Below are 22,099 nucleotides of genomic sequence, written 5' to 3'. Positions count from 1 at the left end.
CTAATTCGAGGGCCTCGCCTATTAGCTAAGCTGATGGAATTGCGGCGAGTGGAAAATACGTAGCCGACAGCAACAGTGGGTCTGATAAAATTGGAAGTTCCCCTCTAAGTTCAGGAAGGCTGCCTAGCATGGATTCGTCATCGGATAAAAAAGAAGAATTACGCCAGCAACTGCGTGCCGCAGCGCTCGAATACCACCAGTTTCCTCGCCCGGGCAAGATCAGCATCGCGGCGACCAAGGGCCTGCTGAACCAGCGCGACCTGGCGCTGGCCTATTCCCCGGGCGTGGCCGCGCCTTGCGAGGAAATCGTCAAGGATCCCGCCGCATCGTTCAAATACACCGCGCGCGGCAACCTGGTGGCCGTGATCTCGAACGGCACGGCAGTGCTGGGCCTGGGCAACATCGGCCCGCTGGCATCGAAGCCGGTCATGGAAGGCAAGGGCGTACTGTTCAAGAAGTTCGCCGGGATCGACGTCTTCGACATCGAAATCAACGAGAACGACCCGGACAAGCTGGTCGACATCATCGCCGCGCTCGAGCCGACCTTTGGCGGCGTGAACCTGGAAGACATCAAGGCGCCCGAGTGCTTCTACATCGAGCGCAAGCTGCGCGAGCGGATGCGCATCCCGGTCTTCCACGACGACCAGCACGGCACCGCCATCATCGTCGGCGCCGCCATCCTGAACGGCCTGAAGGTGGTCGGCAAGGACATCAAGAACTGCAAGCTGGTGGTGTCCGGCGCGGGCGCGGCGGCGGTGGCCTGCCTCGACCTGATCGTCGACCTCGGCTTCCCGATCGAAAACATCTTCGTCACCGACCTGGCCGGCGTGGTCTACAAGGGCCGCGTCGAGCTGATGGACCCGGACAAGGAGCGCTTTGCCCAGGACACCGAGCTGCGCACCCTGAGCGAAGTCATTCCGGGCGCCGACATCTTCCTCGGCCTGTCGGCCGGCGGCGTGCTCAAGCCGGAGATGGTGGCGGCCATGGCGCCTAGCCCGCTGATCCTGGCGCTGGCCAACCCGACCCCGGAAATCCTGCCGGAAGACGCCAAGGCCGTGCGCAGCGACGCCATCATCGCGACCGGCCGTTCGGACTACCCGAACCAGGTCAACAACGTCCTGTGCTTCCCCTACATGTTCCGCGGCGCGCTCGATTGCGGCGCCACGACCATCACCCGCGAAATGGAAATCGCGGTGGTGCACGCGATCGCCGACCTGGCGCATGCCGAGCAGTCGGACATCGTGGCCTCGGCCTACGGCATCGCCAACCTGTCGTTCGGCCCGGAATACCTGATCCCGATGCCGTTCGACCCGCGCCTGCTGACCCATATCGCCCCGGCGGTGGCAAAAGCCGCGCAGGAAGGCGGCGTCGCCAGCCGTCCGATCGCCGACCTCGCGGCTTACGCCGAGAGCCTGCAGCAGTTCGTCTACCGCAGCGGCACCTTCATGAAGCCGCTGTTCTCGGTGGCCAAGGCGGCCCAGGCGGAAGTGAAACGCATCGTCTACGCCGAAGGCGAGGACGAGCGCGTGCTGCGCGCGGTGCAGGTGGTGGTCGACGAAAAGCTGGCGCGCCCGATCCTGGTGGGCCGCCCGGAAGTGCTGGAAAAGCGCATCGAGAAATTCGGCCTGCGCCTGAAGCAGGGCGTGCATTTCGACGTCATCAACCCCGACTTCGACGAGCGTTACCGCGATTACTGGCAGACCTATCACCAGATGGTGATGCGCAAGGGCGTCACCGCCGACATGGCCAAGCTGGCGATGCGCCGCCGCCATACGCTGATCGGCGCCATGATGGTGCACAAGGGCGACGCCGACGGCATGATCTGCGGCACCTACGGCACCACCTGGACCCACCTCGAGTTCGTCGACAAGGTGCTGGGCAAGCGCCCGGGCACCAACGTGTATGCGGCGATGAACTTCATCATCACGCCGGAGCGCCAGCTGGCGATGCTCGACACCCACGTCAACGACAACCCGAACGCCGAGGAAATCGCCGAGATGACGATCATGGCGGCCGAGGAACTCGAGCGTTTCGGCATCACCCCGCGCGTGGCGCTGCTGTCGCATTCGAACTTCGGTTCCTCCAACAGCGAGTCGGCGCAGAAGATGCGCGCCGCGCTGGCGCTGGTGCAGCAGAAGGCGCCGAACCTGGAGATCGACGGCGAGATGCACGGCGATGCGGCGCTCGACGCCAAGCTGCGCGCCAAGATCATGCCGCAGTCGACGCTCAAGGGCGACGCCAACATGCTGGTGATGCCGAACATCGAGTCGGCCAACATCGCCTACAACCTGCTCAAGACGGCGGCCGGCAACGGCATCGCGATCGGCCCGGTGCTGCTCGGCTGCGCGCGTCCGGTGCACATCCTGACGCCGTCGGCCACGGTGCGCCGCATCGTCAACATGACGGCGCTGTGCGTGGTGGATGCGGTGTCGAGCCGGTAACGAAAGACCAGCTTGCAGGCACGGCCGCCGGAAGTCCGGTGGCCGCGCTTGCCCTTGCTGCAAGAAACAGGCGAGCATGCTCGCCTGTTTTTACGTCCGGCATACGTAACAATCCGTAAGGATCAATAGACAGGTTGGCATTTTCCATAATAATGCCCTGTTCAAGACGATGGGCGGGGTGATCCTGCCCGTGTATCGTGCGGCCTCGACACCTCTGTTACAATATGGGGTTGTCAGAAAAGCACTGGCTGTGCGCCGACACTCATCCGGAATTTTCATACTATGCAGAACACAATAAAACGAGCCGTCATCACGGGCATTACTGGTCAGGACGGTGCTTATCTGGCCCAGTTGCTCCTTGAAAAGGGCTATCTCGTTACCGGTACCTTCCGTCGGGCGAGCTCCACCAATTTCTGGCGCATCGAGGAACTCGGCATCGATGCCCACCCGAACCTGTCGCTGGTCGAATACGACCTGACCGACCTGGCGTCGAGCATCCGCCTGATCCAGAACGCGCAGCCGGACGAGGTGTACAACCTGGCGGCGCAAAGTTTCGTCGGCGTGTCCTTCGACCAGCCGCTGACGACCGCCTCGATCACCGGCCTGGGCGCCGTCAACCTGCTCGAGGCGATTCGCCTGATCAATCCGAAGATCCGCTTCTACCAGGCGTCGACCTCGGAAATGTTCGGCAAGGTGCAGGCCATCCCCCAGGTCGAAGAGACACCGTTCTACCCGCGCAGCCCCTATGGCGTGGCCAAGCTGTACGCGCACTGGATGACCATTAACTACCGCGAGAGCTACGGCATCTTCGGTTCCTCGGGCATCCTGTTCAACCACGAGTCGCCGCTGCGCGGCCGCGAGTTCGTCACCCGCAAGATCACCGACTCGGTCGCGAAGATCGTCCAGGGCAAGCTCGACGTGCTCGAGCTGGGCAACCTCGATGCCAAGCGCGACTGGGGTTTTGCCAAGGAATATGTGGAAGGCATGTGGCGCATGCTGCAAGTCGACCGCCCCGACACCTATGTGCTGGCGACCAACCGCACCGAAACCGTGCGCGACTTCGTCACCATGGCGTTCAAGGCGGCCGAGGTCACGCTCGACTGGAACGGCAGCGGCGAGGGCGAAACCGGGCGCTGCACGAAGAGCGGCAAGACCCTGGTGCGCATCTCGCCGAAGTTCTACCGTCCTGCCGAGGTGGACCTCCTGATCGGCAACCCGGAAAAAGCCCGGCGCGAACTGGGCTGGGAGCCGAAGACCACGCTCGAAGAGCTGTGCCAGATGATGGTCGCGGCCGACCTGCGCCGCAACGAGCAGGGCGCCTCGTTCTGACATGGGCGCAGCGAGCACCGAAGACCTGCCCGGCGGCGGCGCTGCGCGTGAAGGCGAGGGCAAGCGCGCCCTGATCACCGGGATGCGCGGCTTTACCGGCCAGTACGTGGCCAGCGAGCTGGCCGCGGCCGGTTACCGGGTGTTCGGCACCGTCATGCCGGGTCCCGGACGCGCCATCGAGCCCGGCGCCGACCTGCTGGCGGTCGACCTGTGCGACCGCCCGGCGCTGGCCGCGATGGTCGAGCAGGTGCAGCCGGATGTCGTCGTGCACCTGGCCGGCATCGCCTTTGTCGGGCACGGCGATGTCGAGCAGATCTACCGCGTCAACGTGGCTGGTACGCGCAACCTGCTCGAGGCGCTGGCCGGCACCCGCCACAAGGCCTCCAGCGTGCTGCTGGCCTCGTCGGCGAATATCTACGGCAATGCACCGGTGCCGGTGATCGACGAGAGCGTTCCGCCGGCGCCCGCCAACGACTACGCCGTCAGCAAGCTGGCGATGGAATACATGGCGCGCCTGTGGATGGACAAGTTGCCGATCATCATCGCGCGCCCGTTCAACTATACGGGGCCCGGGCAGGGCGAAAATTTCCTGTTGCCGAAGATCATGGGGCACTTCCGCCGCCGCGAACGCCGCATCGAACTGGGCAACCTGGCGATTGCCCGCGATTTTTCCGACGTGCGCATGGTGGCCCGCAGCTACCGCCGCCTGCTGGCGGCCGCACCGGCCGGCGAAGCCTTCAATGTGTGTTCGGGCCGCAGCCATTCGCTGGCCGACGTCATCGACATGGCCTCCGAGATTGCCGGCTACCGCATCGAAGTCGAGGTGAATCCGGCCTTCGTGCGTGCCAACGACGTGCTCACGCTCACCGGCAGCAATGCCAAACTTGCCGGCGTGATCGGCCCGGTCGCGTCGCCACCGCTGTTCGAGACCCTGCGCTGGATGTACCAGCAGTGAGGCTGCCCATGCTGGGCGCTGCCCCGGGAGCGTCCAGGAGCGCACCCGGACCGGCGGGCAGCGTCCCGTAGCCCGGGCTTTCGTCCGCCTGAGCCCAAGGCGCCGGTATCGCGCGCCGGATGCTATGCTTGTGTCGACGCGCGGCACGCCAGGTCCATGCGACCGCTGCGGTGACTCCCCTACGTTTTTCGATCGTTTCTATGCGCGTGCTACATTTCTGCAAGACCTATTATCCGGACACCGTGGGTGGCATCGAACAAGTCATCCGCCAGATGTGCGTAGGCACCGGCCGCCTCGGCGTCACCAACACGGTGCTGGCCTTGTCGCGCGAAAAGAACCTGGCCCCGATCACGTTCGAGGGCCACACCGTGCACCGGGTGCCGCTCGACTTCGAGCTGGCATCGAACGGCTGCTCGCTGGCGTCGTTCGGCGCGCTGGCGCGCCTTGCGCGCGAGGCCGACGTCGTGCACTACCACTTCCCGTGGCCGTTCGCGGATATGGCCCATTTCGTGGCGCGCGTGCGCAAGCCGACCGTGGTCAGCTACCACTCCGACATCGTGCGCCAGAAAAAGCTGCTGCGCCTGTACCAGCCCCTCAAGCGGCGTTTCCTGGGCAGTGTCGACGCCATCGTCGCCGCCTCGCCCAACTACATGGAATCGTCCCCGGTGCTGGGCCGTTACCGCGACAAGACCCGCGTCATCCCCTACGGCATCGACGAGTCGACCTACCCGCAGCCCGATCCGGCACGGCTGGCCCGCTGGCGCCAGCAGATCGGCCCGAAATTCTTCCTGTTCGTCGGCGTGCTGCGCTATTACAAGGGCCTGCACGTGCTGCTCGAGGCCGCCGCCGGCACCGGCTATCCGGTGGTGATCGTCGGCTCCGGGCCGGAGGAGGCGGCCCTCAAGGAGCAGGCGCTGAAACTGGGGCTCACGAACGTGGTCTTCACGGGCGCCCTCGGCGAAGAAGACAAGGTCGCGCTGCTGACCCTGTGCTATGCGGTGGCCTTCCCGTCGCACCTGCGCTCGGAGGCATTCGGGATGTCGCTGCTGGAAGGGGCGATGTTCGGCAAGCCGATGATCTCGTGCGACATCGGCACCGGCACCACCTATATTAACGTCGATGGCGAAACCGGCCTGGTGACGCCGCCGTCGGACCCGCGCGCGCTGCGCGCGGCGCTGCGCACGCTGTGGGACAACCCGGACATGGCGCGCGCGATGGGGGCACGCGCCGCCGCGCGCTACGAAGAATTGTTCACCGCATCGCGAATGGCGGCCAGCTATGCCGGCCTGTATCACGAACTGGTGGCGCGCCGCGCCGCCACGCCGGGCATGGCCGCCCCAAACCTGGCCACGTCGGCCAAGGCGCCCGACTAGGAACCTATCTCAGTAGGGAATGAGGTGCTGTCGGCGCGCCTGACAAGCGGGGGCGGCGTTGCTCGTCGTTGCATGGCTCGCCATGCGGCCTCCTCGCGCCTTGCCCGCGCTTGTCATGCATCACCGCCAGCCTCCTCCTCCCTACTGGGATAGGTTCTAAGCCGCAACTGCCTCGGGCACGCCGGGCGCTTCGGCCCAGCGCTGGCGCACGGTGCGGATCGCCGGCATCTGGGCGACGAACAGGTCGACCAGCGCCGGGTCGAAGTGCTTGCCCTTTTGCTGCACCAGGTAGCCGACCGCTTCTTCCTCGCTCCAGGCGCGCTTGTAGGGACGGATCGAGGTGAGGGCGTCGAACACGTCGGCAATGGCGACGATGCGCCCGGTCAGCGGAATCGCATCCCCGGCCAGCCCTCTCGGGTAACCGCTGCCGTCGTACTTCTCGTGGTGGGTCAGGGCGATGTCGTGCGCCAGGCGCAGCATGCCGGCCCCGTGTTCGCCGATGATTTCGGCGCCGATCGTGGCGTGGCTCTGCATGATCTTCCATTCCTCGGCATCGAGCGGCCCGGGCTTTTGCAGGATACGGTCCGGGATCCCGATCTTGCCGACGTCGTGCATCGGCGCCGCATGCAGCAGGTCGTCCGCCTCCTGCTCGCTCATGCCGGCCGCCAGGCCGAGGATGCGCGAGAAGTGGCTCATGCGGATCACGTGCAGGCCGGTCTCGTTGTCCTTGTATTCGGCAGCCAGGCCGAGGCGCTGCACGATCGCCAGGCGCGAGGCCTTCAGTTCGTCCATCCGCACCAGCGACAGGTGGGTGCGCACGCGCGCGCGCACCACGGGCGGGCTGACCGGCTTGGTGATGTAGTCGACCGCGCCGGCCTCGAAGCCTTCGAGCTCGTCGGCGGTGTCGTTCAGCGCCGTGACGAATACCACCGGGATCGGCGCCGTCGCCGGATTCGCCTTCAGGGCGGCGCACACTTCGTAGCCGCTCAGTCCGGGCATCATCACGTCGAGCAGGATCAGGTCCGGGGACTCCTTCTGCGCCAGTTCCAGCGCGCGCGCGCCGTCCTTGGCGAACAGCAGGCGGTAGTGGTCTTGCAGGATCTGGCGCAGCAGCTGCAGGTTGCTTGCTTCGTCGTCGACTGCCAGGATCAGCGGGCGATTGCTGGTCGTACTCATTTACATCGTTTCCTGTGGTGTTGGGTCATCCTGCCCGCCGAGGGCGTGCAGTGCATTGAGCACGGCGTCGAGCTGCTGCTGGGCGAGGTCGAAATCGAAATCGGCGAGCGCCGCCTGCACCTGGGTGACGCGGGCTGCCAGCGGGTGGCCGGCCAGCGCGGCAGCCAGGCCCGCCAGCGCGGCGTCGTCGAGCGCGCCGCGATTCAAGGCTTCGTGCAGCACGCGGCCGGCGCGGCGCGCGCGCGGGAGGTCGTACGCCGCCGCCAGGGCCGCCGGGGCCGGCGCCTGCAACGGGCGCTCGGCGCGGATCATCAGGAGCGCCGCCTCGTGGGCGGCGTCGACCTTGGCCAGCGCTTCCGGCAGCAGCGCCAGGCTGGCCAGCCCGCTGCCCTTGTCGCCTTCGGCCAGCAGCTCGAGTTCGCCGAGCGCGTCGGCCAGCAGTTCGAGGGCGATGTTGGCCGCCACCCCGCGCGCCTTGTGCGCCAGCATGCGCAGCGACGGGTAGTCGCTCGCGCCGGCAAAGCCGCGCAGGAACTGCGGCAACAGCGCGTGCTGGCTATGGAAATGTTCGAGCGCCTCGCGGTAGGCATCTTCGTTGCCGCCCCAGCGGTGCAGGCCGGCCGCGCGGTTCAGCACCTGGCGGTCGAGCTTGGGCGCCGCGTCGGCAGCGGCGATACCGGCTCCGAGTCCGAGCACCCGCGCGATTTCGTGCGACAGGGCGGTCCAGTCGACCGGCTTGGAAGCGAAACCGTCCATGCCGACTTCGGCGGCGGCGCGGCGGTGCTCGGCCAGCACGCTGGCCGTCATCGCAATCACGGGAATGCGCGCGCGGCCGGCCGCTTCGGCCTGTTCCCGGATCAGGCGGGTGGCGCGCAGGCCGTCGATGACCGGCATCTGGAAATCCATCAGGATCAGGTCGAAGTCCTGGCGCGCGGCCATCTCGACCACGGCGGCGCCGTCGGCGACCGCCGTCATCGTGTGGCCGCGGCGCGCCATCAGCAGCTGCAGCAGCTCCAGGTTCTGCGGCACGTCGTCGGCGGCCAGCACGCGCAGCGGCGGCAGCGCCGCGGCGCTGCGCACGCGCGCCTGCTGCGGCACGAAGCGCGCCACCATCAGCGGCAGCAGCACGTGGAAGGTGGTGCCGGCGCCGACCACGCTCTCGGCCCAGATCTTCCCGCCCATCAGCTCGACCAGCTGCTTGCTGATCGTGGTGCCGAGGCCGGTGCCGCCGAAGCGCCGCGTCATCGAGGCATCGGCCTGGGTGAAGGGGTCGAAGATCGCGTGCAGGCGTTCCGGGGCGATGCCGATGCCGGTGTCGGTCACGGAAAAATGCAGCTGGTCGCCCTGCGGCTCGGCGCGCAGGGTGACGCTGCCGGTGGCAGTGAACTTGATCGCGTTGTCGAGCAGGTTGGTCAGTACCTGGCGGATGCGCAGCTCGTCGCCGCGCAGGTTGGTCGGCAGGGCCGGGTCGTAATGGATGTCGACCTGCAAGCCCTTGGCGCGGGCATTCGCGGCCAGCGTCGAGGACAGCTCGTCGATCAGGGAGAGCAGGTTGAAATCGTTGATCTCGAGCTCGACCGCGCCTTTTTCCAGTTTCGCGGTGTCCAGGATTTCGTTGAGCAGGCGCAGCAGCGAGCGGCCGGCGTTGCGCACGGTGTCGAGGTGGCGGCGCTGTTCCGGGGCCAGCTCGCCGTCGAGCAGGACGTCGGTGAAGCCGAGGATCGAATTCATCGGGGTGCGGATTTCATGGCTCATGTTGGCCACGAAGGTGGCGCGCGCGGCGGCCGCCTGTTCGGCCGCTTCCTTGGCTTCGCGCAGCGCTTCTTCGACCGCACGGCGTTCGCTGATGTCGAGGATCACGCCGTCGAGCCAGGTCAGCACGCCGGCGTCGTTGCGCACGCCGGTGCCGTTTTCCCACAGCCAGCGGGTGCTGCCGTCGGCATGCAGCAGGCGGTATTCGACCAGGTAGGGGCGGTCTTCCGCCAGCGCGGCCTGGATCGCTTCCGACACGCGCGCGCGGTCGGCCGCGTGCACCAGGGTGCCGAACGAGCGGCGCGGCGGATTGCCGGTGAAGTCGCGCGCCGGGTAGCCGGCCACGCGCTCGACGGCATCGCTGATGAACACCATCGGGTGGGCGCCTTCGATGCGGGCGCGGTAGGAAATGCCGGGGATGGTGCCGATCAGCGAGCGGAACTGGTTTTCGCTGGCGCGCAGCGCCCCCACCATTTCGCGCCGCTCGGTGATGTCGGTGACGAAGCAGACGAACAGCTCGCGCCCTTCCATGCGCGCGTGGCCGACGGCGACGCGGATCGGCACCAGGCTGCCGTCGCGGCGCAGCGCGTCGACTTCGGCGTTGTTCGGGGCGGCATGGGCGCTGCTGTCGCGCAGGTAGCTGAGCAGGTTCTCGTTGCCGACAGGCTCGGTTTCGGTCATCAGGAGGCGGATGTTGCGGCCGACGATCTCGTCGCGGCGCCAGCCGAAGATCCGCTCCGCCGACGCATTGAATTCCTCGATCGTGCCCGCGCGGTCGACGGTGATCACGCCGTCCACGGTGGTGGTGAGCAGCGCGCGCATCCACGCTTCGCTGCGCGACAGTTCGACGTACAGCTGGCGGTAGCGCAGCAGGCCGTTGGCGGCCAGCACCACGCCCGTCAGCAGCACCGTGATCAGGGCAATGCCGAGCGCCAGGTAGGTGGTGTCGGAGGCGGCGGCCGTGTCGGCGCCGACGCTGCCGACGAAACGCGCGGCGGCCATCCCGGTGTAGTGCATGCCGGCGATCGCGCAGCCCATGACGCTGGCCGCCAGCAGCAGGCGGCGGCCTTCGCTCATCGACGAAAAACGGGTCAGGCCGAAGCGCACCCACAGGGCGAGCGTGGCCAGCACCACCGCCACCACGATCGACAGGCCGAAGGTCAGCGGGTCGTACAGCAAGTCCAGGCTCATGCGCATGCCGGCCATGCCGGCGTAGTGCATCGCGCCGATGCCGGCGCCGACCAGCACGCCACCGAGCAGCAGCGCGTCGGCGCCGATGCGCTCGCGCGCGATCAGGTTGAGGGCCACGAAGGAGGCGCCGATGCTTGGCAGGCTCGACAGGATGGTGATCATCGGGTCGTAATCGACCTTGGTGCACAGGTTGAAGGCGAGCATCCCGATGAAGTGCATCGACCAGACGCCGGCGCCGAGGGCCACGCTGCCGGTCAGCAGGAACAGCGTGCGCAGGCGGGTCTGCTGGCGCGCCTGGCCGGCGATCTGCAGGCCCATCCAGGAGGCAAAGATCGCCATCAGGATCGAGAGCATGACCAGTTTCGGGTCATAGATGCCGTAGCTCAGGAGCGACGGGTCGTCGGGCAGCAGGAATAGCGACATGGGGATCCGGGCAGGAGGGCGCCCAGGGCGGACGCATGCATTTCGTCAGTATGACACTTTCCTATTGGAAAGTCTTGTTCCAAATTGCCGAAATTGTCGATAAGACACCTTTAATACACATTTATGTAGCGCAGTTACCACCATCCCCGGCCCGGTTTCCGGCGCCAATTCACTGCCGTGTCCGATAGGGGTATGCTGGATGCATGACGGGCGCATTTGCGCGGCCGGACAGGTGCAGGATGCTGATCCAACCTATCGTATTTGCCATGTGCGCCTTCGCCGTGGCGGCAGAGGCGGCAGGTGCCGCGGTTGCCGATCCGCGCGCCCCGGCAGCGCCGCTGCGGCCGCTCTACATCACGACCGAGCGGGCGGCGCCCTCGAGCATGCTGGACGACACGGGCCGGGTGGTCGGCATTGCCACCGACAAGGTACGCGCGGCCTTCGAGCGCGCCGGCCTGGCCTACACGATCGACTTGCTGCCGTGGAAGCGCGCCTATGCCGCGGCGCGCACGCGGCCCGACGCCTGTGTCTACTCGACCACGCGCACGCCCGAGCGCGACGCCCTGTTCAAATGGGTCGGCCCGACCGACAGCGCCGAATGGGTCCTGATGGCGCGCGCCGACCGCCAGATCGCCTTGCGCACGCTCGAGGACGCGCGGCCCTACCGGATCGGCACCTATCACGGCGACGCCCGCGACGCCTACCTGCGCAGCCGCGGCTTTCGCGTCGACCCGGCCCCGACCGATCTCGTCAATCCCCGCAAGCTCCTGCTCGGCCGCATCGACCTGTGGGCCGCCTCCCTGCGCCGCGACAGCCCGGTGCTCGACCAGCATGGCTATGGCGGACGCATCGTCCCGGTACTGGTCTTTAACCGGCTCGATGTTTTCCTGGCCTGCAACCGCGCCGTGCCGGATGAGGTGGTCAAGCGCCTGAACCAGGCTTTTGCCAGCCTCGAGCGGGACGGCGCACTGCGCCGGATCGAGCGCGCGTATGACGGCTGGCACGGGCCGGCGGGCGGCAGGTAGCGGGCCAGAAAGCAAAAACCCGCGTTCTCCAATGAAGAACGCGGGTTTTTCGGATTCGTGCGTGGTGCCGGGAACCGGAATCGAACCGGTACGCCTCGCGGCGCGGGATTTTGAGTCCCGTGCGTCTACCTATTCCGCCATCCCGGCGACGCGCTCCGCATTATCGCTGATTTGCATTGCACCGGCAACAGTTTCCCGGCTCGGCAGCGCGTTCGGGGCCGGCGCGGCCGGGGCGGCGGCCGGGCCGGAGAGTGCCTGCTGCAGCGCGCGCAGGGTCGGGATCGGGCCGATGATGTCGAGCGAGTGGGGGCGGATCCTGACGTTGACCAATTGGCCGCGTGCGCGCCAGGCGCCGCTGCCTGCCTTGCTGACATAGCGGACCTGGCCCGCGCAGGTGCCGGCCTCGACGTAGCCGAGCGCCGCCAGGACCTCGTCCAGCGTCGGGCGCATGTGGATCGCGTCGAAGCGGGTGTTGACCTCGAGCCGGCCCGGCGTGCCCGCCCACAGCGGCAGGGCCAGCCCGGCCAGCATCGGCAGCACGATGACGGCCAGCGGCGCGCCGGGGTCGAGGGCGCGCAGCGCCAGCACCAGCAAGGGCATGCCGATCGCCACCGTGAGGCCGTAGGCCGTCAGGGGCGACAGCGAGCGCAGCATGCTCCCGCCGCGATGCGTGCGCACGATTTCCGAGAACATTACGCTTTTCATGGTGTCTCCTGATAGGAGGGCGGACTGCCGCTCTAAGGCATTGTCGGCCCCGCTTGCGCCCCGGAGTTGACGTGACTCAAATAACATGACTGGGAGCATTTGCTCATGCGGTGAGGGAGCCCCGTCGGCGTCACGCCGACATTTCCCTGACCTTGTTCGGACTGTCCGAGGGAGACACCATGAAACGACAAGCCTTGCTACTCGGTGCCGTGTTCTCGGCACTGCTCTGCGGCGCCGGCGCCAGTGCGCAAACGATCGCGCGCACGACGGCCCTGGATGCCGGGGCCGACGGGAAGGGCGGCTTCAGCGTCTTCTTCGGGGATGGCTTCACGGCCGCGGACAGCGGCCGCGCCTTCGCCAGCGTGTTCACCTTCAAGGTCGCCGGCATCCCGTTCGATGCCGCGGCCTCGGTCACCTCGTCCTATCTCGATTCGCCCGCTACCCGCGACCTGCGCATCACGGGCCTGAGCCTGTACCGCTACGACCCGGCGACGCTGGCGGTGCTCGGCAATGCGGTGGCCGGTGTCGATTTGACCGGATTCGGACCCAACCCGGTCGATTCGTGGTCGGTGACGGCCTTCGACTTGCCGGTCGGGTCGTATGCGGTGCGGGTCGACGGCCGGGTGGCGGGGAACGCGGGCGGCAGTTTCGGCGGCGACCTGAACGTCTCGCCGGTGCCGGAAGCGCCGTTGTATGCCCTGCTGCTGGCGGGCCTGGCGGGCGGCGCGCTGGTGCTGGCAAAGAAAAATCGCCCTGCGGACCTTGCCGGAGGGCGATTCTTGGTAGCCTGACGCGGGTGTCTCAGCGCGCGCGGCGGTACAGGCGGAAGCGCTCGTCGCGGTCGGAGGCGCGCCGGCCTTCCCATAGCAGCGTGGCACCGTCCGTGCGCCAGGTGCGGCTCAGGTCGTGGTCGTCGCGCGTCTTGACGCTATCTTGCAGCAACACGTAATCGCAGCGGCCGCCCTCGACGCCGACGAAGGGCAGGCGCCCGTAGTAGGCGAACGAGGCGCGCTGCGATGCGCCGACATTCGTGTCGATGCAGTTGGCGTTCGGCGGCAGCTTGGCGGCGATGGCCTGGGCCACGCCGGCATAGCTCTTGCTGTAGTTCAAGTCCGGCAGGAACAGGGTCATCAGCAGTACCCACAGCAGGATCAGGCCGCCCGAAGACAGCACCACCGCGCGCCACAGCACGGTGCGCTGGCGCGACACCCTCCAGCGCACCAGCCAGATCCAGCCGATCGACACGGCGGCTGCCACCGTGAAGCTGACGATGCCGAATTCCGGCGTGAAGCCGGGCACCAGCTTGAGCGCATTGTGCGAGAGCTTGGCCGGCCAGCCGGTCAGCTTGGCGATCCAGAACAGCCAGACCAGGGCCGCCAGCGTGGTCAGCGCCATCACCGAGAACCAGTCGATGGCGTTGATCGCGCCGCGCTTCATGGTCGGCAGGCCGAAGGCGGCCATCAGGGCCAGCGGCGGCAGCAGTTTCAGCAGGTCGCCGTTTTCCGGCGTCGGGTCGCACAGGGTCAAGGCCGTGAGCGCGCCCAGGAAAGTCAGCGGCAGGACGATGTGCAGCATGTGCTGCTGGCGCCGCCAGGCCCAGATTGCCCAGCCGGCGAACGGCCAGGCGGGCCAGAAGAACCACAGGCCGACCCGGAAGAAGGTCTTGATCGAGGTCCAGCCGGGCAGGGCCAGCTGATCGGCGTTCCAGGCCAGCCAGGCCGGCACCGGCGACTGGCCGAAGGGCTGCACCAGGATGGCCGGCACGATCCAGACCAGGGTGAGCAGCACGGCGGCGAGCGCGGCCAGCCCCATGTGGGGCAGGGCGGCGCGCGCCGGGATGCGGAAGAAGCGGGTGCACAGGAACAGGGCCAGCAGCAGGGCGATCGGCGCGAGCGGCCCGCGCGTGAGCGTCAGCGCCCCGAGCGACAGGCCGACCAGGGCGGCGTTGCGCAGGCTGGCCGTCTCGATGTAGCGCACCGCGCGGTACAGGAAGTAGGCCAGCAGCGAACCTTGCAGGGTGACGGCAAGGGTTTCGTGGCTGTACAGCAGCAGGCCCAGCGAGCCCAGATAGACCAGCACCGCCGTGTCGGCCAGGGTGCGGCCATAGTCGTCCGGCTCCGGCTGGCCGCCGAAGGCCAGGCGCAGCGGCTGGGCCTCGGGACGGCGCCCGAGGTGGAAGGCGGTGTACCAGAGCGACATGCCGCCGGCGACGAACATGCCGATGTTCGATACCCGCGCAGCGAGCACGTCGCCCAGCAGCCAGCCGAACAGCTTGATGCACAGCGCGCCCAGCCAGAAGGCGAGCGGCCCCTCGTCGAGCGACGGCAGGCCCGCGACATGCGGGAACAGCCAGTCCTCGAGGCCGCCGCGCGACATGGTCCACATGATGCCGAAGCTGTCGGCATCGTCCTTCCACGGATCGCGGCCGATCAGCCCCGGCAGGATGTACAGCAGGCCAAGTGCGAACAAGGCCCAACGCGGCAGGGCGAGGGTGGCGGCGGCGGGAAGGCGGACTGGTTTCATCGATAAGTCTGATGGAGGAATAATGGTCGCGCTAGTATAGCGGGTGATAAAGGAGGCGTTACGGCGAAAAAAAAGAAGCCGGGAACCGGCTTCTTTTTTTGAAGTCCCTTGCGGGTTTCCAGGGAAGCCCGCAAGGGGCTCCTGTACTGACTGGCTTAGCCGTTGGCGACCGAGGTCTTCGAACCAACTGCGCCGAACTTCTGGCGGAACTTCTCGACGCGGCCGGCGGTGTCGACGATCTTGTGCTTGCCGGTGTAGAACGGGTGCGATTCAGCCGACACCTCGATCTTGATCAGCGGGTAGTCCTTGCCTTCGTGGTTGATCGTCTCGCGGGTGGCGATGGTCGAACGGGTCACGAATTTGAAGTCGCACGACACGTCGTGGAACACGACTTCGCGGTAATCTGGATGGATTTCGTTTTTCATGGTTCTGCCTTGGTAGGTTTGGTAGCCAAACAGCACTTCGTCGGTCGCCTTGCTTCTTGACCCGATTGCCGATCACTTGCCGGGGTTGTGGTACTGCTGAACCCACGATTATAAAACGGCTGGAGCGGCGTGGCAACCGTGGATACGTAGGGTGGACGGCTTTGCCGTCCACGCGTTCAACCGGCTTTTGGGACTGCGCGACATGCATCTGTGGGTTGAACGCGTGGGCCGCGCATCGGACGCAGGCTCATCAACTGCCCGGGTGTCGCCGCCGACCCTAGGTCCGAGCAATAAAAAAGGGCAGCCTCGGCTGCCCTTGATCGATGCTTTTGGTGGTCTTAGCCGCCGCGGCGCATCATGTCGAAGAACTCGATATTGGTCTTCGTCGCACGCATCTTGTCGAGGATGAACTCCATCGCTTCGATCTCGTCCATCGAGTACAGCAACTTGCGCAGGATCCAGATCTTTTGCAGCTGGTCCGGCTTGATCAGCAGTTCCTCGCGGCGGGTGCCCGACTTGTTCAGGTTGATCGCAGGGTAGACGCGCTTCTCGGCCAGGCGGCGCTCGAGGTGGACTTCCATGTTGCCGGTGCCCTTGAATTCCTCGTAGATGACGTCGTCCATGCGCGAGCCGGTTTCGATCAGGGCGGTGGCGACGATGGTCAGCGAACCGCCTTCTTCGACGTTGCGGGCCGCGCCGAAGAAACGCTTCGGACGCTGCAGCGCGTTGGCGTCGACACCACCGGTCAGCACCTTGCCGGAAGCGGGGATCACGGTGTTGTAGGCGCGCGCCAGGCGGGTGATCGAGTCGAGCAGGATCACGACGTCCTTCTTCATTTCGACCAGGCGCTTGGCCTTTTCCAGCACCATCTCGGCAACCTGCACGTGACGGGTGGCCGGTTCGTCGAAGGTCGAGGCGACGACTTCGCCGCGCACCGAACGCTGCATTTCCGTCACTTCTTCCGGACGCTCGTCGATCAGGAGCACGATCAGGGTGACGTCGGGGTGGTTCGCGGTGATCGCGTGGGCGATGTGCTGCAGCATGACCGACTTGCCGGACTTCGGCGAGGCCACCAGCAGGCCGCGCTGGCCCTTGCCGATCGGCGAGATCAGGTCGACGATGCGGCCGGTGATGTTCTCGGCGCCGTTCATGTCGCGCTCGAGGCGCAGCGGCTCTTGCGGGTGCAGCGGGGTCAGGTTCTCGAACAGGATGCGGTGCTTCGATGCTTCCGGCGATTCGCCGTTGACCTTGTCTACCTTTACCAGCGCGAAATAGCGTTCGCCGTCTTTCGGCGTGCGCACTTCGCCTTCGATCGAATCACCCGTATGCAGGTTGAAGCGGCGGATCTGCGACGGCGAGATGTAGATGTCGTCGGTCGAGGCCATGTAGCTGGCGTCAGGCGAGCGCAGGAAGCCAAAGCCGTCCGGCAGCACCTCGAGGGCGCCGTCGCCGAAGATCTGTTCGCCGGATTTGGCGCGCTTCTTCAGGATCGCGAACATCAGTTCCTGCTTGCGCAGGCGTGCTGCGTTGTCGATGTCGAGGCCGATGGCCATCTCCAGCAGCGCGGAGACGTGCATTGCCTTCAGTTCAGATAAGTGCATGTTGTGTGGGTGTCCCGTGACGGGAAATAAAGGTAGGGGAGGGAGCTGCGTGGATAAAGTTAAACTGCGTCAGGCTGGGAAGCGGCCGGAGCCGACCGGATTCCCTTCCGGACAATGGCGGCAGTGCGGGCGCGCTGCCGCCGCTATGCGTTTTTTTTAGATGTTGCTGTCGATGAAAGCGGTCAGCTGACCCTTGGCCAGTGCACCGACTTTTTGTGCAGCGACGGCGCCATCCTTGAACAGGATCAGGGTCGGGATGCCGCGAATGCCGAACTGGGCCGGTACGGCCTGGTTGGCGTCGACGTCCATCTTGGCGATCGTGATCTTGCCGTCGTATTCCTTGGCCACTTCTTCGAGGATCGGGGCGATCATCTTGCACGGACCGCACCACTCGGCCCAGAAATCGACCAGTACCGGACGCTCGGACTTGAGCACGTCGGTTTCGAAAGAAGCATCGCTGATGTGTTTAATGTTTTCGCTCATTTTTTCCTCAAAGAAGAGGTAAGGATCAAGGTACGCCTGGAACTTATGCCGACCTCGTCGTTCGACTGTGTCGTTCGACCTGTCGGCAGCTCGTCCGGCTTCCGCTTTTCGGGCTCGAACTCGAGTTCCCTTTGGTAAAGCTGGTTGCAACGCAATGGTGGAGACAATGCGCGCGAACTCAATATTGGAAGGGCGTCCAGAGGACGTCAGGCGGGGGATTTAGGCCGAATAATACCTTATTTTCCCAAAAAGTGTTCAGACGTTTGTACAAAATCTCAACATGCGACGGCGTTGCGCAACTGGTCGAGCGCGATCGGTTTGCGGAAGATGCCGGCCACGCGCAAACCCAGCACCCGGGCCAGTTCGCCGGCCGCGTTGCGTACGCCGGAATCCATGCCAGAGAGCAAGATCACGCCGCCGGCGTAACCCCGCTGCGCGGCGGCTTGCAGGAACTCGATGCCGTCCATGTCGGGCAGCGCCAGGTCGCAAATGAGCATGTCGGGGCTGGTTTCGGCCAGCGTCGACAGCGCATGGCGGGTGCTCGCTTCAGTATAGATGTCGCGCACGCCGATTTGTTCCAGCATGTCCTTGAGTATCTCCAGCATGAAGCAGTCGTCGTCGAGGACCAGCACGCGCGGCGGCTGGCCCGTGCCTGCCATAGCGAGGTTATTCATACAAATGGTTCAGGCAATATGTTGACTGGAAGGGGATTATGGGCGAGAACCGGCCCGCGTGGCGCATGCCGCTTAAAATTTTCTGCCGCGCGTTGTATTCGGGCGCCACGGCGCGCCTGCGCGGCACGCGAGCGCCGGTTCAGCCCAGGCTGCCGGTGAGCTGGATCAGGTGGCCGGGGTGCCACATCGTCACCACCGAGGCGACGCGCCCCTGCGATGTGGTCTTGCGGTTGAGCACGAGACAGGCGGCACGGGCGTCGATGCCGAGCGTCTCGGCGACCTCGCGCGGCGCGCCGAGCGCTTCGATGCTGTAGGTGGCGCCCTGCAGCGGGGCGACCGCCATCAGGTGTTCGTTCGGCGTGATGCTGCCGAAATCCTGTTGCAGGTAGCCGGGCGCGCACTCGGGGTTGACCCAGCGGTCCTCCAATTGGATCGGCAAGTCGTTCTCGAAGTGGACGATCACGGAATGAAACAGCGGGCTGCCTTGGGCCAGCCCGAATTGCAGCGCCAGTGCTTCGCTCGCCGGCGCTTCCTCGAGCAGGCGCAGGCGACTGCCGTGGCGGTGCCCGCGCGCGCGCACTTCGTCGGCGATGTTGCGGATCTCGACCAGCGTCGCCTGGTATTTGCGCGGCGCCACATAGGTGCCCGATCCCTGGCGCCGGGTCAGCACCTGTTCGGCGGTGAGCTCGCGCACGGCGCGGTTGACCGTCATGCGCGAGACGCCGAACTGGCGCACCAGCGCCTGCTCCGACGGCACCAGGTCGCCTTCTTTCCAGCGTCCGGAGGCGATCTCGCCGACCAGGTAATCCTTGATACGCTGGAAAATAGGGGTGCTCGCTTGCGCGCTGAATTCGTCCAAACTGTTCTCCGACCGGGCGATAATGATGACTGAAATAAGCCGATTCTAGCATCGCCCATTCGAAAGCAAGGATCGGGGTGTCTTGACGCCCTCCCTGTGTCAGGATGCAGGCATTGCCCCCCTCGACGCAATCCGTGCCATGAAAATCGACACCATCGCCGAACCCTATGCCAGCCTGGACGCGCGCTGGGCCGCCGTGCAAGGCCGCGACCCGCAAGCCGACGGCGTTTTCTATTATTCCGTGCGCAGCAGCGGGGTGTACTGCAAGCCATCGTGCGGGGCGCGTACTGCGTCGCGCGCGAATGTCGCCTTCCACGCCAGCTGCGCGGAGGCGCAGGCCGCCGGCTTTCGCGCCTGTCTGCGCTGTAAACCAGACCAGCCGCCGCTGGCCGAGCGCCAGGCGCGCGCCGTGGCCGAGGCCTGCCGCCTGATCGACGCCTGCGTCGACGCGCCCGACTTCGACGCCATCGGCCATGCAATCGGCATGAGCCGCTTCCATTTCCAGCGCGTGTTCAAGCTGCACGCCGGGGTCACGCCGAAAGCCTGGGCCGCCGCGCGCAGGGCCGAACGCGTGCGCGCCGCGCTGGCGCAGGGAACCACGGTCACCGAGTCCCTGTACGCGGCCGGCTTCAATTCCGCTTCGCGCTTTTATGCCGGCGCCGGGCAGATGCTGGGCATGGCGCCGGGACGCTACAAGGATGGCGGCGCGGGCGAGGCGATCCGGTTTGCGGTGGGCGCCTGCTCGCTCGGCGCCATTCTCGTGGCCGCGACCGGGCGCGGCATCTGCGCGATCCTGATCGGCGCCGATCCGGAGGCCCTGGTGCAAGACCTGCAGGACCGCTTTCCGAAGGCACGGCTGATTGGCGCCGACGGCGATTTCGAGCGCCTGGTGGCGCAGGTGGTGGGTTTCGTGGAGGCGCCGCGCATCGGCCTCGACCTGCCGCTCGACGTGCGCGGCACCGCCTTCCAGCAGCGGGTATGGGAGGCGCTGCGGGCGATCCCGGCAGGCGAGACGATCAGCTACACGGAACTGGCGCGGCGCATCGGTTCCCCGGCGGCGGTGCGCGCCGTGGCGGGTGCCTGCGCGGCCAATCCGGTGGCGGTGGCGATTCCCTGCCACCGGGTGGTGCGCACCGATGGCGGCTTGTCGGGCTACCGCTGGGGGATCGAACGCAAGGCAGCACTGATCGAGCGGGAGAAGGGGTAATTCAACCAACGGTTGTCAACCGTGCGCGGGTTGAACGCGTGGACGGGGGACCCGTCCACCCTACGGGGCTGTGCGTCAGATCGCACTGAAAAAACACACCTGCCAACCGCTCTGCCAGTGCCAAACCCGCAAGGACTTCGCTACACTCACGTTTTGCATTTCAAACATAAAACGGAGAGTCCATGCAGCCCACCCTCAAGCAGTGTTCCGCGTTCGTCCTTGCCGCGTTCGCCATCGCCGGCGCGCAGGCTGATACGGTGATCGTCAACGCCAACGGCTATACGCTCGACGGCAAGGGGGACCTGGTGCAGTTCGATGCGCTCGCCTTCGACGACAAGGGCAGGATCCTCGCCGTCGGCCGCGCTGCCGAGGTGACCGCCAGGGTACCAGGGTCGCGCCGCGTGGACATGAAAGGCAAAACCGTGCTGCCGGGCCTGATCGACGCCCATGGCCACGTGTTCGGCCTGGGCCAGATGCTGACCCAATTGGACCTGTCGCAGGCCACCTCGCTCGACGGTGCGTTGAAGGCCATCGGCGACTACGCGCACGCCAACCGGAACCAGGCCTGGCTGCGCGGACGCGGCTGGAACCAGGAAAACTGGAAGCTGGGCCGCTTCCCGACCGCCGCCGACCTCGACCCGGTCGTGGGCGACAAACCGGTCTGGTTCGAGCGGGTCGACGGCCACGCCGGCTGGGCCAACAGCCGCGCGCTGGCGGCGGCCGGCATCACCGATAAAACGCCGGACCCGGCCGGCGGCAAGATCGTGCGCGATGCGAACGGGAAAGCGACCGGCGTGCTGGTCGACGCGGCCCAGGAGCTCGTCACCAAAGTGCTGCCGGCGCAGACCGAGGCCGAAGGACGCATGGCCCTCGACCGTTCGCTGCAGGCGATGGCGCGCGTGGGCATCACCAGCGCCCACGACGCCGGCCTGGGCGTGTTCGAGGACCGCCTGTTCCGCGCCTACGCCGACCAGGGCAAGCTGACCGCGCGCATCTACGGCATGATCGGCGGCACCGAAGCCGACTTCGACGCCCTGTCTAAGAATGGCCCGCTTAAAACCTACGGCAACGACATGTACGCGCTGCGCGCCGTGAAACTGTATTCGGACGGCGCCCTGGGCAGCCGCGGCGCGGCCCTGTTGAAACCGTATAGCGACGAACCGCATTCGCACGGCCTGCTGTTCTATAAAACCGCGCAGATGGACGCGATGATGAAAAAGGCGATGGCGCGCGGCTACCAGGTCAACGTGCATGCCATCGGCGACGCCGGCAACAAACAGATCCTCGACATCTACAAGAAGGAAGTGGCAGCGACGAAGAGCGCGGCCCAGCGCCATCGCATCGAGCACGCCCAGGTGGTGGCCCTGGGCGACATCCCGCGTTTTAAAACGCTGGGCATCATCCCGTCGATGCAGCCGACCCATGCGACCTCCGACAAGAACATGGCCGAGAGCCGCGTCGGCGCCGAGCGCATCAAGGGCGCCTACGCCTGGCGCAGCTTCCTGCACCAGGGTTCGCGCGTGGCCTGCGGTTCCGATTTCCCGGTCGAGTCGCCGAACCCCTTCTTCGGCATCCACGCCGCCGTCACGCGCCAGGACGCGTCGGGGCAGCCGGTCGCCGGCTGGTACCCGAACCAGGCGATGTCGCTGAAGGAAGCCTTCCGCTGCTTCACGCTCGACGCCGCCTATGCCGGCCATGCCGAAACCACGCTCGGCTCGCTGGAGCCGGGCAAGTGGGCCGACTTCATCGTCATCGACCAGGACCTGTTCAAGATGCCGACCTACGACATCCACAAGACCGGCGTGCTGCAGACCTGGGTGGCGGGCCAGCGCGTGTACTCGCGGTAGGCCGGGCGGCTGCGCCGCTCGGTGGTGATCGTTACCGTTCGCGGTTTGGGCCCGACGATCTCGCCACATGACAAAATGGATTGACGAGCTTGTATAGACAAGCCTAGACT

General features: G+C 66.4%; 17 protein-coding genes and 1 tRNA gene. 8 read left to right on the top strand and 10 right to left on the bottom strand.

Translation table 11 applies throughout. The annotated features are described in order from the left end of the window. The first annotated feature begins 128 nt into the window (after positions 1-128). The 4 genes from ACFPAH_RS17390 to ACFPAH_RS17375 all read left to right on the top strand — a co-directional run bounded on the left by ACFPAH_RS17390 (position 129) and on the right by ACFPAH_RS17375 (position 6,098). A complete protein-coding gene (locus tag ACFPAH_RS17390; RefSeq protein ID WP_379747806.1) occupies positions 129-2,441 on the top strand; it encodes an NADP-dependent malic enzyme in 2,313 nt (770 codons plus the stop codon). Positions 2,442-2,723: 282 nt separating this feature from the next. Continuing rightward, the gene (gene gmd, locus ACFPAH_RS17385) at positions 2,724-3,770 is read left to right on the top strand and encodes a GDP-mannose 4,6-dehydratase (RefSeq protein WP_379747804.1); all 1,047 of its coding nucleotides are present in this window, start codon (positions 2,724-2,726) and stop codon (positions 3,768-3,770) included. A gap of 1 nt (position 3,771) precedes the next feature. Further along, positions 3,772-4,725, top strand: coding sequence for a GDP-mannose 4,6-dehydratase (locus tag ACFPAH_RS17380; protein ID WP_379747801.1), 954 nt, complete (start codon positions 3,772-3,774; stop codon positions 4,723-4,725). 200 nt (positions 4,726-4,925) lie between these two features. Then, a complete protein-coding gene (locus ACFPAH_RS17375; RefSeq protein ID WP_379747799.1) occupies positions 4,926-6,098 on the top strand; it encodes a glycosyltransferase family 4 protein in 1,173 nt (390 codons plus the stop codon). Positions 6,099-6,254: 156 nt separating this feature from the next. On the opposite strand, the gene ACFPAH_RS17370 is transcribed toward ACFPAH_RS17375, so the two are convergent. Further along, positions 6,255-7,274: a response regulator gene (locus tag ACFPAH_RS17370; protein ID WP_379747797.1), complete on the bottom strand. Its 1,020-nt coding sequence runs from the start codon at positions 7,272-7,274 to the stop codon at positions 6,255-6,257. Next, the gene (locus ACFPAH_RS17365; protein ID WP_379747795.1) at positions 7,275-10,640 is read right to left on the bottom strand and encodes an MHYT domain-containing protein; all 3,366 of its coding nucleotides are present in this window, start codon (positions 10,638-10,640) and stop codon (positions 7,275-7,277) included. Positions 10,641-10,879: 239 nt separating this feature from the next. Here ACFPAH_RS17365 and ACFPAH_RS17360 point away from each other — a divergent pair, with 239 nt between their 5' ends. Then, positions 10,880-11,665 (top strand): substrate-binding periplasmic protein, encoded by a 786-nt coding sequence (locus ACFPAH_RS17360; protein WP_379747793.1) that lies wholly within the window; start codon positions 10,880-10,882, stop codon positions 11,663-11,665. A gap of 62 nt (positions 11,666-11,727) precedes the next feature. Here the strand turns inward: ACFPAH_RS17360 and ACFPAH_RS17355 are convergent. Next, a tRNA-Leu gene (locus ACFPAH_RS17355) sits at positions 11,728-11,812 on the bottom strand. Next, positions 11,795-12,370 (bottom strand): hypothetical protein, encoded by a 576-nt coding sequence (locus ACFPAH_RS17350; RefSeq protein ID WP_379747791.1) that lies wholly within the window; start codon positions 12,368-12,370, stop codon positions 11,795-11,797. The genes ACFPAH_RS17355 and ACFPAH_RS17350 overlap by 18 nt, the downstream gene beginning before the upstream one ends. Positions 12,371-12,549: 179 nt before the next feature. On the opposite strand from ACFPAH_RS17350, the gene ACFPAH_RS17345 reads away from it, so the two are divergent. Next, positions 12,550-13,161 (top strand): FxDxF family PEP-CTERM protein, encoded by a 612-nt coding sequence (locus ACFPAH_RS17345; protein ID WP_379747789.1) that lies wholly within the window; start codon positions 12,550-12,552, stop codon positions 13,159-13,161. Positions 13,162-13,171: 10 nt separating this feature from the next. Here ACFPAH_RS17345 and ACFPAH_RS17340 read toward each other — a convergent pair whose 3' ends face one another. The 6 genes from ACFPAH_RS17340 to hutC all read right to left on the bottom strand — a co-directional run bounded on the left by ACFPAH_RS17340 (position 13,172) and on the right by hutC (position 18,935). Further along, positions 13,172-14,893, bottom strand: a complete 1,722-nt coding sequence (locus ACFPAH_RS17340; RefSeq protein WP_379747787.1) for an ArnT family glycosyltransferase — start codon at positions 14,891-14,893, stop codon at positions 13,172-13,174. A 155-nt stretch (positions 14,894-15,048) separates the two neighbouring features. Further along, positions 15,049-15,318 carry a type B 50S ribosomal protein L31 gene (locus ACFPAH_RS17335; protein ID WP_379747785.1) on the bottom strand — a complete coding sequence of 90 codons (270 nt, stop codon included), beginning with the start codon at positions 15,316-15,318 and terminating at the stop codon, positions 15,049-15,051. A 338-nt stretch (positions 15,319-15,656) separates the two neighbouring features. Next, on the bottom strand, positions 15,657-16,919 hold the full coding sequence (rho, locus tag ACFPAH_RS17330) for a transcription termination factor Rho (RefSeq protein ID WP_136220912.1): 1,263 nt from the start codon (positions 16,917-16,919) through the stop codon (positions 15,657-15,659). A 156-nt stretch (positions 16,920-17,075) separates the two neighbouring features. Beyond that, positions 17,076-17,402 carry a thioredoxin TrxA gene (trxA, locus tag ACFPAH_RS17325; protein WP_379720274.1) on the bottom strand — a complete coding sequence of 109 codons (327 nt, stop codon included), beginning with the start codon at positions 17,400-17,402 and terminating at the stop codon, positions 17,076-17,078. Between the two features lie 275 nt (positions 17,403-17,677). Further along, positions 17,678-18,076, bottom strand: coding sequence for a response regulator (locus ACFPAH_RS17320; protein ID WP_379747783.1), 399 nt, complete (start codon positions 18,074-18,076; stop codon positions 17,678-17,680). A gap of 139 nt (positions 18,077-18,215) precedes the next feature. Continuing rightward, positions 18,216-18,935, bottom strand: a complete 720-nt coding sequence (gene hutC / locus ACFPAH_RS17315) for a histidine utilization repressor (RefSeq protein ID WP_379747781.1) — start codon at positions 18,933-18,935, stop codon at positions 18,216-18,218. A gap of 139 nt (positions 18,936-19,074) precedes the next feature. On the opposite strand from hutC, the gene ada reads away from it, so the two are divergent. Both ada and ACFPAH_RS17305 read left to right on the top strand, forming a co-directional pair. Beyond that, complete coding sequence (ada, locus tag ACFPAH_RS17310; RefSeq protein WP_379747779.1) at positions 19,075-20,142, top strand: bifunctional DNA-binding transcriptional regulator/O6-methylguanine-DNA methyltransferase Ada; 1,068 nt, start codon at positions 19,075-19,077, stop codon at positions 20,140-20,142. Between the two features lie 182 nt (positions 20,143-20,324). Continuing rightward, positions 20,325-21,989: an amidohydrolase gene (locus ACFPAH_RS17305; protein WP_379747777.1), complete on the top strand. Its 1,665-nt coding sequence runs from the start codon at positions 20,325-20,327 to the stop codon at positions 21,987-21,989. Positions 21,990-22,099: the final 110 nt, after the last annotated feature.

This window comes from Massilia sp. GCM10023247 (assembly GCF_042653325.1).
In the GTDB taxonomy this organism is placed as follows: Bacteria; Pseudomonadota; Gammaproteobacteria; order Burkholderiales; family Burkholderiaceae_D; genus Telluria.
The sequence above is the reverse complement of the archived record's forward strand: the minus strand, read 5'-3'. Positions and strand labels throughout refer to the sequence as shown.

Excerpts from the sequence above, each read along its gene's own strand:
- ACFPAH_RS17380 (WP_379747801.1), top strand. The coding sequence starts at position 3,772 with ATGGGCGCAGCGAGCACCGAAGACCTGCCCGGCGGCGGCGCTGCGCGT.
- ACFPAH_RS17375 (WP_379747799.1), top strand. The coding sequence starts at position 4,926 with ATGCGCGTGCTACATTTCTGCAAGACCTATTATCCGGACACCGTGGGT.
- gmd (WP_379747804.1), top strand. The coding sequence starts at position 2,724 with ATGCAGAACACAATAAAACGAGCCGTCATCACGGGCATTACTGGTCAG.
- ACFPAH_RS17390 (WP_379747806.1), top strand. The coding sequence starts at position 129 with ATGGATTCGTCATCGGATAAAAAAGAAGAATTACGCCAGCAACTGCGT.
- rho (WP_136220912.1), bottom strand. The coding sequence starts at position 16,919 with ATGCACTTATCTGAACTGAAGGCAATGCACGTCTCCGCGCTGCTGGAG.
- ACFPAH_RS17350 (WP_379747791.1), bottom strand. The coding sequence starts at position 12,370 with ATGAAAAGCGTAATGTTCTCGGAAATCGTGCGCACGCATCGCGGCGGG.
- ACFPAH_RS17335 (WP_379747785.1), bottom strand. The coding sequence starts at position 15,318 with ATGAAAAACGAAATCCATCCAGATTACCGCGAAGTCGTGTTCCACGAC.
- ACFPAH_RS17305 (WP_379747777.1), top strand. The coding sequence starts at position 20,325 with ATGCAGCCCACCCTCAAGCAGTGTTCCGCGTTCGTCCTTGCCGCGTTC.
- ACFPAH_RS17340 (WP_379747787.1), bottom strand. The coding sequence starts at position 14,893 with ATGAAACCAGTCCGCCTTCCCGCCGCCGCCACCCTCGCCCTGCCGCGT.
- ACFPAH_RS17365 (WP_379747795.1), bottom strand. The coding sequence starts at position 10,640 with ATGTCGCTATTCCTGCTGCCCGACGACCCGTCGCTCCTGAGCTACGGC.
- ACFPAH_RS17320 (WP_379747783.1), bottom strand. The coding sequence starts at position 18,076 with ATGAATAACCTCGCTATGGCAGGCACGGGCCAGCCGCCGCGCGTGCTG.
- ACFPAH_RS17345 (WP_379747789.1), top strand. The coding sequence starts at position 12,550 with ATGAAACGACAAGCCTTGCTACTCGGTGCCGTGTTCTCGGCACTGCTC.
- ada (WP_379747779.1), top strand. The coding sequence starts at position 19,075 with ATGAAAATCGACACCATCGCCGAACCCTATGCCAGCCTGGACGCGCGC.
- ACFPAH_RS17360 (WP_379747793.1), top strand. The coding sequence starts at position 10,880 with ATGCTGATCCAACCTATCGTATTTGCCATGTGCGCCTTCGCCGTGGCG.
- ACFPAH_RS17370 (WP_379747797.1), bottom strand. The coding sequence starts at position 7,274 with ATGAGTACGACCAGCAATCGCCCGCTGATCCTGGCAGTCGACGACGAA.
- trxA (WP_379720274.1), bottom strand. The coding sequence starts at position 17,402 with ATGAGCGAAAACATTAAACACATCAGCGATGCTTCTTTCGAAACCGAC.